At 43.2% G+C, this 14064-nt stretch carries 7 protein-coding genes; 1 reads left to right on the top strand and 6 read right to left on the bottom strand.

Annotation, left to right across the window (positions count from 1 at the left end):
* Nucleotides 1–221: 221 nt before the first annotated feature.
* The 5 genes from QZZ41_RS05385 to QZZ41_RS05405 form a co-directional block, all read right to left on the bottom strand.
* Complete coding sequence (locus QZZ41_RS05385; protein ID WP_295069215.1) at nucleotides 222–1691, bottom strand: glycoside hydrolase family 11 protein; 1470 nt, start codon at nucleotides 1689–1691, stop codon at nucleotides 222–224.
* A gap of 121 nt (nucleotides 1692–1812) precedes the next feature.
* Nucleotides 1813–2559, bottom strand: a complete 747-nt coding sequence (locus QZZ41_RS05390) for a hypothetical protein (protein WP_295069218.1) — start codon at nucleotides 2557–2559, stop codon at nucleotides 1813–1815.
* Complete coding sequence (locus QZZ41_RS05395; protein ID WP_295069221.1) at nucleotides 2523–4235, bottom strand: hypothetical protein; 1713 nt, start codon at nucleotides 4233–4235, stop codon at nucleotides 2523–2525. The genes QZZ41_RS05390 and QZZ41_RS05395 overlap by 37 nt, the downstream gene beginning before the upstream one ends.
* 153 nt (nucleotides 4236–4388) lie before the next feature.
* Complete coding sequence (locus QZZ41_RS05400; RefSeq protein WP_295069223.1) at nucleotides 4389–5876, bottom strand: hypothetical protein; 1488 nt, start codon at nucleotides 5874–5876, stop codon at nucleotides 4389–4391.
* Complete coding sequence (locus tag QZZ41_RS05405; protein ID WP_295069226.1) at nucleotides 5873–6451, bottom strand: sigma-70 family RNA polymerase sigma factor; 579 nt, start codon at nucleotides 6449–6451, stop codon at nucleotides 5873–5875. Before QZZ41_RS05405 ends, QZZ41_RS05400 begins: the two co-directional genes overlap by 4 nt.
* A 232-nt stretch (nucleotides 6452–6683) precedes the next feature.
* Here QZZ41_RS05405 and QZZ41_RS05410 point away from each other — a divergent pair, with 232 nt between their 5' ends.
* Nucleotides 6684–9230, top strand: a complete 2547-nt coding sequence (locus QZZ41_RS05410; protein WP_295069229.1) for a glycoside hydrolase family 11 protein — start codon at nucleotides 6684–6686, stop codon at nucleotides 9228–9230.
* Between the two features lie 143 nt (nucleotides 9231–9373).
* Here QZZ41_RS05410 and QZZ41_RS05415 read toward each other — a convergent pair whose 3' ends face one another.
* Entirely contained in the window at nucleotides 9374–13552 is a 4179-nt protein-coding gene (locus tag QZZ41_RS05415; protein WP_295069232.1) for an endo-1,4-beta-xylanase, read from the bottom strand.
* Between the last annotated feature and the right edge of the window lie 512 nt (nucleotides 13553–14064).

Consider the following 14064-nt stretch of genomic DNA (forward strand, 5'->3'; position numbering starts at 1 on the left):
AAAGGGACTATGTTCCTTTGGTGGAGTCCAGAGGCAAAGCCTTTGGTCGCTGTTCCAAGTTTTCAGAGAACAGCGAAATAATACGAAGGCGCATCGCAAAGGGTGAATTCAAAAACAGTCCAGTGGACTGTTTTTGAAGAGGGAACGCCTTGCAAGAGAAGGCGTTCCCTATAATTGATTAAACTTCTATATAAGCAGCACAATTAAGAGAGTGATACTTATTATTTAATTGGTGCAGGGATAGGTGATGATCCGAGGATATGCTTCTGCAAGCATACAAGGTCAGCCACACTGGTATCCCCGTCACCGTTTACATCGGAATTTGGCGGAACTGTGCCCGTGCCCGACGTCATGTCGATAATGCCCTTTCTTAAACGGATAAGGTCATAAACATCGACTACACCGTCCTCATTCGTATCGCCTCGCATATCATCTGAGGGCTTTACGGTACTGCTCGGAGCTACAAGAGGCTTAGTGCTCTTGACACCTGCATAAGCGTTGTCGATATAGAAATCCGTAAGACTTTTCGGAGCTTCAACGTAAAGAATAAGATTTGAAGCACCTTCGGGGATAGTATAAGAAGAATTGGAAAGGTCTATCCATTCATCTGAAGCGGATTTTTCTGCTACTGTATCATAGGTTTCTTTCCCGTCCGAATCAGTGTACTGAAGGGTGAGCTTCATTGGCGTTGCAGAACCCGAAAGCTGCTTTACATTAACACCGAAGCTGTAGGTCTCGCCTGCCTTGAATGTATTGCTGTCAAGTGCTATAGAAGCACCGTTCCATTCCTCGGTACGTCCCGAAACAAATAATCCCTTTGAGCCGTCGTAGCCCTCTGAACTTGATTTGACTGCCGCATCGCCGCGGCCTGCCCAATCACCTGTGCCGTCCTCAAACTTTTCTTTTAAATAGTATCCGTTTGCATCAGGCTTTATAGGCTCAATTACAGGCTCTGGTACGATATCCGCCTTGTCGAAGGAAATAGACTTTACCTTGGCAGAACCGTTTGATTTATAACCCTCGATATTGAGAGATACTTCATAGAGAGTACCTGACATATCAAGACCTGCTTTTTCCCATGCTTCGAAGTGCTTTGTAACAGATACAGTGCCCTTCATGTTGTTGGTCTTGTTGTTTGCAGAGCCGCTTGTTCTGCGAACGCTCCAGTACTGGTCGAATGTCTGCGTACCCTCAATGGAAGGTTTGTTATAACGTCTTGACTTGAGAATATCATAGGTATTGCCGTCAATTGTCACGCTTCCCTTGCTTTCGCCTTCATTTCCTGGCGGCCTCCAGTCGCCCCAGCCTTCTACGATGTAGTACTCCATAAGAGGACTTCTCGTCCAGCCGTAAATGCACATATAAGAATTACCCTTTGGTGTATACTCAACATCATAGGACAGAACTATATCTCCGAAAGCCTTATAGTTCTTTTTCTGTTTGTCGTAATTCTTACCCATACGCGCAAGGAAATTTTCGATACCGCTCCACGAGCAGGTGAATGAGCCTGCTGAGGGCTCCCATGAGAAATTGCCCTTACTCTCCTGATTCCATACTTCCCAGTCGAAACCGCCGATACTGCCTGTATCCTGGTAATCATCAGCGGCATTAGCCATGGTCGGTATGCTTGCGGCAGCCATAAGAACTGTGATAGCTGTGCAGATCGACTTTTTGATTTTGGTTAGTTTCATTTTTATCACTCCTTATGTTTAAAATTATATACTTCAATGAACGTGTCATGAATGTATCAAAAAAAGGCGCACCCCCACACGGAGGTGCGACATTGGGGGGATTATGAAAAGTATTTCAATGTCAGTTCTTTTCACTGACAAATATAGAAATACGATTCTGCATAAGTTTAGCTGCTTCCTCAGCTGATCTTTCACCGTGGAAGTAAGCATTGGCTTCTTCCAGACAGATGCTTTTTACATCTGAGCTTATAGAGTCAAAGAGCGTATCACAGCTTAGGAGATAACGTTCAAGAGCGTCGCGATCGTCCTTTGTGAGCGGATATTCTGATCTTGGAACATCTGGATCCATAGTAGTTACTTCAATTTGATTGCCGTTTTCGTCCCAGGCGTACATCTTTGTTTTCTCGTCAAGTGCTTTTTCAAACTCGGTTTTCAGTGCAGGATAGTCGTAAGAGCAATAATTGTATTCATTGTCAAAATCAAAGAATGATTTGATGAATTCCCATGCGCCTTCCTGCTTGGAGCTTGTCTTACATATAGCGAATTCGCTTGTCGGTGATAATTTTCCGCCCTTGCCGTTTGATGAAGGGTAGCCGACCAGGGTGTAATCATCGCCGCCGAAAGTGTCATATTTCAGGAATGTGTCATAGCCTGCGCACTGGCGGACAAGATCTTTATCCTTAGCGAACCATGTGTATTGATCCATAAAGAACGCATCCATTGCATCATAATCATCTTCTGCACAGGGAGGTTCTATTTTTTCAACGAAGCGGTTGCAGAATTTGAGCAGCTCAACGAACTCGGGACTGTCAAAGTTGCATTTTCCATGCTCTAAGTCAATGAAATCGCTCTGACCTTCGAGAAGCATTCCAGCATACGTGTTTTTGTATTGTTATCATAGCGGTGTTCTGCGTTTGACTTGTCATACAGGTCTATCATATCCTGTAATGTCCAGTTTTCACGATCCGAAAACTTTGACTTGACTGCCAGAGTACACAGTGAGAATGAAGGAGTTATACTGTAGAGATGACCGTCTCCGCTCTCCATAGCTTTCAGCAGATTCGGGAGCATTGTCTCACGGTTTATGTCGGGATCGTTCTCCATGATAGTATAGAGATCGGTGAATAATCCCTTGCTGCTGAGAGCCTGTATATCATTATGATCGTAGCAGAGAAGGATATCAGGTGCATTTCCTGATATAACGTCCATTTGCATGAGATTTCTTATACCGCTTTCTACTTCATCATACTCTTCATTAGTCTGAGGTTCATTGTATGTACTTGCGTTTTGCTGACGGTACATTTCAGAATAATCTATAACCTTTATCCTGTACTTATCCTGACTTCTGTTGAAGCTGTTTACCATTGGCTGATTGCCGCCGTACATAAGACCTAAGGTCAGTACCTGAGTGTTTTCGCCATCGCCTTCCTGACGGGGAACAAGCTTGTAGATCTGGCTGTCGTACATATTTTTTCCCCAGCAGTAGTATTCATCGTTTCCTATGCTTACGATGCCCATAGGTCCCGTGTCGGAATCTGCCCAGTTAAGTATCTTTTCCTTTGTACCGTCAGACTTTATTCCGTAAAGGTCAGTGCTGTCGGAAATGAGCAGACAGTAATCTCCGTATCCGCTCATGATATAGTAATCATATATGTCGGGATCGGTATAGCCGATAGTCATCAATGCATCGCCGTATGCTTTTTTCTCGGTATCTACAGGCACTATACAGCGGGTATCCTTGTATATATCATCGCCCTCGTAATAAGAATAAGTCATGTAGATATTATCATTGGTGTCAAGTGTAAAATCTGCGGTATAGAACGATTCAGTCTCATTATAGAGAGGGAGCTTTTCTGTCTTGCCGTCGATTCCGCAGAGAAGAATGATGCCGTTTGAGAAACTGACGAGTGCAGATGATTCGCCTGCCTGTACAAATGAACAGCTGTATAATCTTTCACCATCAGAACTTTTGATATCTCCAAGATCACCTAAATTCGCATAGCTTTTGATAGTACCGTCTGAGTTATAGAAGCACAGACCGTATGAGTTTTTTTGATTTTCGTAGAATTCTCTGTAATCGAAATTCTCATCGTCGTCTGGAGGAGTAATGCCTCCGTTATCATACATGGTGTACAGTGCGGTTATATTTCCTGTATGAGTTATCGAGAATACCGAATCGTAACCGTCTGCCTTGGCTGCATCATCGGGAATGGTGATATTTACCGCATTAACTTCCGAAAGATCGTCATTTAAAGTATAAATGCAGCTCTGTCTTGTGCCGTATATCCAGCTCACAGCTATAAATCCGCCGTTTTTCAGCGGTACAAGGTCTCTGAGATTTGATATTTCGGGTATTTCCTTATAGTTTTTGAGCTTGTATGAGCCTGCAAGAAGCTCTGCTGCGTTCATGTTGTCACTGTTTGCTGAAATAGTTTCAGCTTTTATATTATTTGTATCTTTTTTATTTGATTTTTCCGAGCATGAACTCATTGAAAGACAGGCTGCCGCCGCAAAAGCTGCTGCTCTTATAAATCTGTTTTTCATTTTGAAGTTCCTTTCTGTGAAAAAAGCTGTTCTATATAGTACATTCGACACAGAAAGGAAAAACGTGACAAATTTTTCAAAATTCTTTACCTGAATTTTTCCGAATACGTTAGTGTAAAAGAAATATCGCCCTCATAAGAGGGCGATAAATATTTATTCGTTATCATAACATTCACTGAAATAGACGAATTCTACGTTTATATAATTGGAAGCGATCACGTCGCCGCAGTAATATGATTTGTTTTTGAAGTCGATATCGAGATCGCACAAGTCGAAATATTCCTGTTTATCCTTAGGACAGCAGCGTACCTTGATATGGCATGGTGCATCATCGTTCTTGCCGTAATCGACACAGAACCCTAATTGATTATTGTCAGGATCTTCTGAATAAATATCATTGTTATCGGTTTTGATCAGTGCGGTCCCATCGCAGTATGTATCTGTATGCTCTACAATATACTGAGTACCGCTTTCAAGTATGCCCTTGTTAAGGAAAAATGACTTGTCGATATATACACACGCAAAGTCTTCACAGTGAGGGTCAGCTTTTCTTTTCTCCTCTCTCTGACGCTCCTCCTCTTCAATTTCTCTGCGGAATTCTTTAACTCCGTCTGCTTCATCTATCACATAGACAAAGTCATTTATATCGTTGAAATTATAAGAAGAGTACTTTGCGAGCCTGCTGTTATATTCTTCCTCTGAGACTTTATCACCGCGATTATACCATATGTCCTTAGGGCGATAATCAGCCTCATTTCTGTGGGCATCGTAATCTTCCCAGTCACTGCCGTGATAGTAGTCATCAATATCAAGTGAGTAATCCTCATTCATAGTTATGTATAGATGTACACCGCCGCTTTCCTTATCAAAAAGATAGATGCAGCTTTCATCATCACTTATTTTAGGCATTGTTGTGCTCATTATCGAAGCAGGTCTGCCATATTCATTTATGTCGCATACATATTCAGAGCCGTTATAGCGATAGATCAGAGTCTGATAATAAGCGTTCTGGAAAAATACCATAAGCTCGGAAGTACCGTCAGAATTCATGTCGATATATTTGTACTGTACATCAATTGCATATGCTGTATGGATAAAATCATCAATTGCTTTCTGACGCGCTCTTGCAATTTCTTCATCAGGCACAGGAGAAGTTATATTGAAATCCTTTGCTATGTATGTTGTAACAGTGGTCAGTTCAGATATTGTTTCCGTTGATGTAGTCGTTGCTGTTCCTGTTTTTGTTACAGTCGTACCTGTGTTGGTCACATTCGGGTCGGCATTTGTGGTTATAGTCTGATCGGGGAGCTTAGTATCGGCAGGCTTCCTGTGGAGCATAAGTACCGTGGTTCCGATAAGTACAGCCGCAGCTGCACAGCTTGCAGCAGCAGTAATTATACGCTTTATCTTTGAACGCTTGTAAATTTCGGCTTCGCCTGATACTGTGTACTCGTCATTCTCTGTGTCTGTATTTTCTGCTGCGGTAAATCCCTTTGCCTTGCTGAATTTTTCCTTGCTCATCTTTAACATTCTGTCTTTAGCGTTTGGTGTCAGTATAGGAGTATCTGCTCCCATTTCCTTTATTTTGTTTTCATCTGCATTTTCAAGCACTTCAAATCCTATCTTTCTGTTCTCGTTCATATTTCTCCCTCCTTCAGATCATATCCTTCTGCAGTAAGAAGTTCTTTCAGTTTTTTCAAGGCGCGGCTGCATTTTACACGGACTGTTGCAGCAGGCAGTGATAATTTTTCCCCTATCTCGTTGGATTTCATGTTGTAATAATACTTGTGTATCATAATAGATGAGTCGGGTTCGCCGAGAGACTTTATACATTTTATCATTATGTCCTGTAGCTCTGACTGCTCGGCATTTTTAGCCACCGTATCCTCGGAGGGGAGCTGAGCTGTCATCTCCTCGATATAGGTAGTTCTGTCAGTCTTGGCAGACAGTGAATGGAACATATTTATAGCTTTGTTTGAGGCTATCCTGCCTATGTAGCCTTTAAGGTCGCCGTTTATGTTCTGCTTGCTGTCATAGCAGAGAAAAACAGCAGAAAAAACGTCACTGACACATTCTTCTATGTCCTCGGCACTTCCGCAGCTCCTGAGCTTGTTAAAAACGATCGAATATACATAGTTGATATATTCCTCAAAGAGCGCGTTCTGAGCAGTTGCAGGCGACTTTTCAAATAAAGCGCGATATTCATTATCAGTCATAATATTCCTCCTTTTCAATTATTTTTGCTGTGTTCTATCGTTTTCATTATACTTACTCAGGTTAGAAATGTAAAGTGTTTCAGGAAAACAAAAATTTTTTTGTTTTTGTCAATGCAACATACATATTAAATGTATGTAAAATAGCAAAATTTTGCTTGATTTTTGGAAAAGTATAGTATATAATATGTGCAGAATATAACGTTTAATATCAAACATTTAAAGGAGGGCAAAAATGAACAAGTGTATGAAGAAGATGTTCTCAGCCATGACCGCGGCGGCAGTGTGTGCTGTGAACATGACCGTTTTCCCTGCATATTCAGGTATCATCATAGACCATAACAGCAGCGGTGTCGATAAGGGCTACTACTATGAATTCACAAATAACGACAAGGTCGGTACTGCCTGCATAAATATGGAACCCGGCGGATATTATGAGTGCAGCTGGGGCAATGAAGAGACATTTTCAACAGCAAGAGGCTGGAAGTTTGCTTCACCTGTAAAGTACTCGGACCTTGGCAAGATATCTGTTAACTATGAGGAATACGTAAACGTTGACGGATATTTCTCAAAAGACGGCTATGCAAGATTTGGCATACGTGTCCGCAATTCCGACGGTAAGATCTTTACTATACTTGAACTGGACGAAGCTTCCGACAAACGCAGTATCATCGAAAAGAACGACGGATACGAAAAAATCGTCAGCTTGAAATGTCAGGACGAATTCAGGGCTAAAAACATATTTGGCGGAGTTGACGATGAAGGAAGCCAGCCTGTAGATTATACCCTTTATTCTTCTTCGGACGAAGAGGCTCCTATGTTATGCCGCAGAGATGAAGATCTGCAAGCCAATTCGTACGATGATGTCAGAAGATGGGTATGCGTCAGCGATAAGCTTGATGCAATGGCAGAGGCAGGCTGCGATATAGGGGATATCACCGATATCACTTTATTCGTTGAGGCTGCACAGTCAAAGGGCGATGCCAGAGTATATGCGGCTGATATTGAGATCGAGAATATGCCCGAGCTTGTACAGTATGAGTGCGAAGATGAAGAAGCACCGCTGATCCTGAGAGGTTATTATGATGACGGTGTCCGCACAGATTACTATTATAATTTAAGCAGCAGCTTCTCGGCAAGAATGCAGGTCCTTGCCCCTTCACTTTTCAAAACGGAATGGGATTCAACGGAGAATACTTATAACAGCGATCCTGTTTTCCAGCGCGGAAAGCAGTATAAGGAAGGACAGTCCTATAAGGCACTTGCAAATTCTTCTATAGATTATTCTATGAATATGGACGTTGAGGGAAAATACTTCACAGCTGTCTATGCTGATCTTGTAGGACCTCAGACATACGAATTCAACTACGCTGTGGATATATATATCGTTGATGCTTATCAGGACTGGAGCCCGAATTATGTTGAAAAAGTCGGAGAGCTTACAGCCGACGGACAGGATTATGATGTGTATTACTCATTAGCAGCACTTGACGGAAGCTTCAAGCCTGTCCGCAGACATACATATTATTTTATCAGCAAAGATGCGGAGGAAAACGGCAAAAATGGTAAGGTCTCCGCTAAACATGAGCTTGCACCGTTTACTGAGTTCATAAAGGATAAGGGAACGACCTTGGGCGAACCTGCAATGCTGACCGCTTTTGTGAACGGCGGTACAGCAAAGGGAAGTGTGGAGCTTGTAAAGAACGAGGTAACTATCCCAGAATTCACTCCCGATGACGGTTACTATGCAAGAGAGCTCAGTAAGGTTTATGTCGACTCAGAACATCGCTTCCGGACATTAGATGATGTATTCTATGATGTTGAAGGCGAGAATGCTTCCATGGAGGGCTATGCAATCGATAAGCTGAACTGTAAATGGCAGGCGGAATCTGATCCGTGGTCATCATCAGGTATAGACAAAGAGCATCATTCTTTCAGTATAATCAAGGATCGAATAGATAGTTTTGACTGGAATGATATTGGAGGTGTGGTTTCTTTCACAGATCCTGCTTCCGATGACTCACAAGAGACAGATGCAGGCACAGCTGATCTGATAGGCGGCTTTAAAGATGATGAAAAGGTATATGTGGATTACAGCGTGGATTTGGGAGAACTCAGCGATGAGGGCGAAGATTCAAACGTTATCATAGGCGGATATGTTCAGTGCCATAATAACGATTATCGTTCTGAAGCGTCCTGGAACGGCTGGTTCTCGGATAACGGAGAGTGTCAGAACTATAATATTCTTATCGCCGATAAATGGGACAAGGAAATAGGAACAGAGATAATTAACTTCCTTGCCCGTGACGTTATTGAACTCGGAACTATAGAGTCAGAGGGCGTAGTATATAATGTAAAGGAATACTATCCCGAAGAGGCAATCAGAATATGTCCTTATATCATACTGACACGCGCTGAGTCATTGAAGCCGTCAGAGGCTGAGGATATTCCCGAAAAGTATACACGTTATGAAAATAAGATATGTATTACCGATATCGTTGAAAAGCTCAAAGCCTTTGATCTGAAACTTCATACGACACAGTTAGCAGGTTTTCAGATGCATACCTTCCATAATGCAGGCGAGGCAGTCATAAATACCGCTGAGATCACGGTAATACCCGATGAAGAAAAGCTCTATACAGCTGATGATGTTCAGAAGCTCAAGGACTTCATTCTCGGAAAAAAGGTAGAAATTGAAAAAGATACTAACTATGACCTCAACGGCGACGGTTTATGGGATACATATGATCTTTGCCTGATGAGAAGCAGAATTGAAAAATAATATTAAAGTATAAGGGACGAATGATCATTCATTCGCCCCTTATTTTTATAAAAAAATCCCTCGGTACGATACCGAGGGAGAAAATCAGAAATTACTATATTTTGTAAAAACAAATGTGTATGAATGAAGTTTTCGTAGATAGATCACTGACCTTCGTGGAAGAAGTAGGGGAGTGCATCGTAAACGTAATGTCTTACATAGCCCCACCAGTGAGTTTTGCCCTGAGCAACCATGAAGTAGAAGTTGCCCTTTGAGAAGTCAGATGTATATACGAACTGGCTCATCTTCTTCATTTCGTTAACCTGTGGGTTAACGTTAGGATAAGCTATATCATCTGAACCTGTTGCAGCGAAGATGAAGTACTCATTCTTCTTGAGACCTGACTTGTCGATAGCGTTAGCAATTGACTTAGCCTTGTCGTATGCTGAATTTCCGCCCCAGTGGTCGCCGCTGAGTGGCATGAAGTAGCCAACGATGTCAAGGCAGTTCTCGAGAACAGCCCATGTTGAAACTGAACCCATTGAGAAGCCGCCGTATGCTCTGTGCATTCTTGACTTCTGGAGTGATGCCTGTGAAGTATCTCCGCCTGCATATGTTGAATATTTGCCTTCAACGAAAGGAACTACGCTCTGACGGAACTCGCTGTAGAATTTACCTGCTTCTGTCTTGTTGAAAGTAGGAGTTACAACGATAAGTGGCTCCATGTCGCCGTTCTTTATCATGTTGTCGAAGAGATTCTGCATCATTGTATCGTCCTGACCGAAGAGAGTATTCTCATTCTCTCCGCCGCCGTGCATGAGGTAGAAGATGTTGTACTTCTTGTTCTTGTCGTAGCCGTAAGGGAGGTATACGTTAAGGTTGTTGTAACCGTTGATACCGTTGTAGCTTTCCTTTACTACCTTACCCTGCTGGCTGCACTGGTTGAAGTAGTTGCCCGGAGCTTCCTTGAACTGAACGTTTGCGTTGTAGTTGAAGTTAGATGTACGCTCAGGAACTTCGCCGACTGTACCGCCGCCTGTTACAACAGAAGAAGCTGTTCCCTCTGATGCAACGACAACGTTGTCAACGTAGAAGTCCATTGTATCGCCTGAATCAGGGAGTGTCTCGATGTAGAGCACCATATCGCCTGAATTGTCAGGAATTGTAAATGATGTGTTTTCGAGCTTTGTCCACTGACCGCTCTTAGCACTTACCTTTGCAATGCTTGTGTATACAGCTGAGTCGCCTTCGCCCTGCTGGAGTGACATCTGGATAGTTGCGTCACTGCCTGACTGCTGGAGAACAGCAGCACTGAAGCTGTATGACTGTCCAACTACGAAGTCAGAACCGAGAGTTACAGCTGCGCCGTTCCACTCAGCTGATCTGCCTGAAACGAGGAGAGACTTGCCGCTGTAGCTGCTGTCTGCGTTTACTTCTACAGAAGCATCGCCTCTGCCAGACCAGCTCTGAACGCCTGAATCGAATGAATTATCGAGGTATGTCTTGTTTACTGCGGCAGCTTTTGTAGTTGTTGTAGTTGCAGCCTGAGTTGCTGAAGGTGCCTGAGTATTCTGTGATGAACCGCCTTCGCCGAAGTTGAATTGACCTCCGCCGCCGCCGAAGCCGCCCCAGTTTTCGCCGCTTGTTGCCCAGCTCTCAGGGAGTGACTTTACAAGTCCTAAGAGATATTTCTGGATAGTTGCAGCATCGTTGTTTGTGATACCGCTGCCTGCCTGATATACGTCAGCATTTGCAGCAGCCTTTTCAGAAAGTGCGTACTTGTTAGGATTTGCAAGTGACTGCATTACCGTAACTGCATCTGAAAGATCAACATCACCGTCAACGTTTGCATCGCCCCACTTTGATACCTTAGCTTCAAGAGCAGCCTTCTGGTCTACAGTAGTCACTACAGCTGTTGTGGTCGTGGTGGTGGTTGTAGTAGTTGTGGTGGTCGTAGTAGTTGTAGTAATGGTAGCGTACTTATCCATTATCTTGATGATATCGTTGTAGAATGACTTAGGCTGATAGTTGCTGAATGGAAGCGGTGAACCGCCGTTCTCACGGTATCTCCAGCTTCTTTCATCAGTTGTACCCCAGAGAGTTACGCATGAGATGTTCTTAGCGTGTTTGCATATTACTTCAAATATCTCAGGATAGAGCTTGCTGTTTGTACCTGTGCTGTTTGTGATATCGAGCTCTGTTATCTGAACGTCAAGACCAAGGCTCTCAAACTTCTTGATAGCTGTTTCGTACTCACTTGCTGAAGGATACTTTGAGTCAAGGTGTGACTGCATACCGATACCGTCGATGTAGTCGCCCTCTGCCATTACCTTCTTAGCCATGTTGTACAGGTCATTGGTCTTTGCTGTCATGTACTCGTTATAGTCGTTAAGGTAAAGCTTTGTTGTTTTAGGAGCATACTGTCTTGCATATTTGAATGCATTGATAACGAAGCTGTCGTTACCGTATACTCTTACCCAGTTTGAATTATAGGAAGGTCTCATTCCGCCGCCGTCGTTAACGAAGAGCTCGTTACATACGTCGTAGGAATGGAGCTTGAGGTTAGGATAATTCTGCTTGATAGCAGCAAATGTATTCTTGATCATGCTCTCGAGACGCTTGTTCATTCTGTCAGGTGATACGTCTCTGCCGTTTTCCTGGAAGAGTGAACCCGGTGTCTGGCTGTACCATACGAAGGTATGACCACGAACGCCGATGCCGTTCTGCTCAGCGAACTTGAGGATAGGATCAGCACTTCTGAGGCTGATATTTACGTTATCGCCGTTTACGCCTGCTACGATAGAATCAGGCTTCATTTCGTTCTCACAGGTTACTGAGTTGTAGTGCTGTTTGATGAAGTTCTGTCCCTGTGATGTATTGATCTCGTTTGCACTTACAGAAGTACCGAGTCTGAACAACGGACCTGCGTGATCCTTGAAGCCGTCTCCGCCCTTCTTGTAGGTGTAATCCATGTTCTGATGTGCTGAAACGCCGCTGCCGTCGGTTACGGGATCTGAGGAAACAGGAGGTGTAGGAGTTGTGGCTGAAACCTTACCGCCGCCTGTTGTTACAGATGAGCTCTTGCCTGATTTTGATGCCTGAACTGCATCTATATAGAAGTCACAAAGGTCGCCTGAGCTCTCGGGTGTCTCAATATAGAGTACCAAATCGCCTGAATTATCAGGGATAGTGAATTTTGTATTCTCGATCTTTGTCCACTCGCCGCTCTTAGCGTCAGCTGTTGCAATCTTGGTGTAAGATGCGCCGTTACCTTCGCCCTGCTGGAGTGACATCTGCATTGTAACTGTACTGCCTGACTTCTGCATAACTGCTGCGCTGAAGCTGTATGTCTGACCGGGTACGAATGCGCCTGAATCAAGCGGGATAGCACAGCCGTGCCATTCTGCTGATCTGTCTGATACGTAGAGTGACTTGCTGCCGTCATAGTAGCTGTCTGAAGCAGTTGAAACGGAAGCATCTCCTCTGCCTGACCAGTCGCCCTTGCCGCTCTCGAATGTGCTTGTGAAGTAGTCGCCGTTTGCATCAGGCTCTACTGTAGGTGTTGCAGGAGTTGTTGTGCCCGGATCGGTCGTATCGTCGATACCGTTCTCGTAAACTCTTACGCTCTTTACGTTAGCCTGACCGTTTGATCTGTAGCCTTCGATATTAAGTGAAACTTCATAAAGTGTACCCGACATATCCAGACCTGCCTTTGACCATGCGTCAAAGTGTCTGCCTACGTGGATAGTATCCTTCATGTAGTTTGTTGTATTATCTCTTGAACCGCTCTGCTGACGAACGCTCCAGTACTGTGGGAATGTAGCTGTACCGTCAAGAGAAGGCTGATTATAACGCATTGTCTTAGCAATGTCGTATGTATGTCCGTCAAGAGTTACAGTGCCTTTTCTTTCACCGTCTGCGCCCGGACGCCAGCTTCCCCATCCTTCAACGATGTAGTATTCCATAAGAGGATTTCTTGTCCAGCCGTAAACGCACATATAAGAATTTCCTCTTGGAGTATATTCAACATCGTATGTAAGCGTGATGTCCTTGCCTATACTCTTGTAGTTCTGCTTTTTGCTGTCATAGTTCTTGCCCATACGTGCAAGAAAGTTCTCAATGTTGCTCCAAGAGCAGGTGAAAGAACCTGCGCCGGGATTCATTGATGCCTGCCCCTGTCCGTTCTGATTCCACATTTCATAATCGTATCCGCCGATATTGCCTCTCTGCTGTGCATCAGCAGCTTCTGCTATTATAGCAGTAGGGGCTACAGGAATACTCGAAGCAACCATCAGAGCAGTAATGCCTGCGCTGACAAATCTTTTGAAGTTGCTCTTTTTCATGTCGATCAAACCTCACTTTCGTTTCGTAATAAATGATATCCTTTACAATTAAAGAAAATCGCAAAAGCTTTGTGTGACTTTTGCGGCGTTTCTTTATAATCATTTTATTACATTTTTATGAACGGTTCAAGTCAAAATTTGCTCATTCTGCCATATTCGCCGAAACCAAGCCCTTGATGCTCATTTTTAATTGCTTTTTTACTACTTCTTTAGTTGATTTCGCAATTTAAGGTTGTAATTTTTTTATTTTCTATACTATCAGTAGGCAGATATTTAGCACAAAAGTGATATTTTTCGTTTTTACTAACCAAAAATCAGTATATTATTGCGGTCGTTTAATTTACAAAAGGAATATTTATTTTAAAAAAATACTCTGCGAAAAGAGAAAATTGTTGGTTTTGCACTTTATTGTGCTGATTATCTGCTCATTTTTATACTATATGCTGTTGATTGTGACTGACACTGCTTTAATTATATAACATAAAGTCAAAAAACAGGAAAAAGCAGAAATA

Source organism: Ruminococcus sp. (assembly GCF_016283395.1).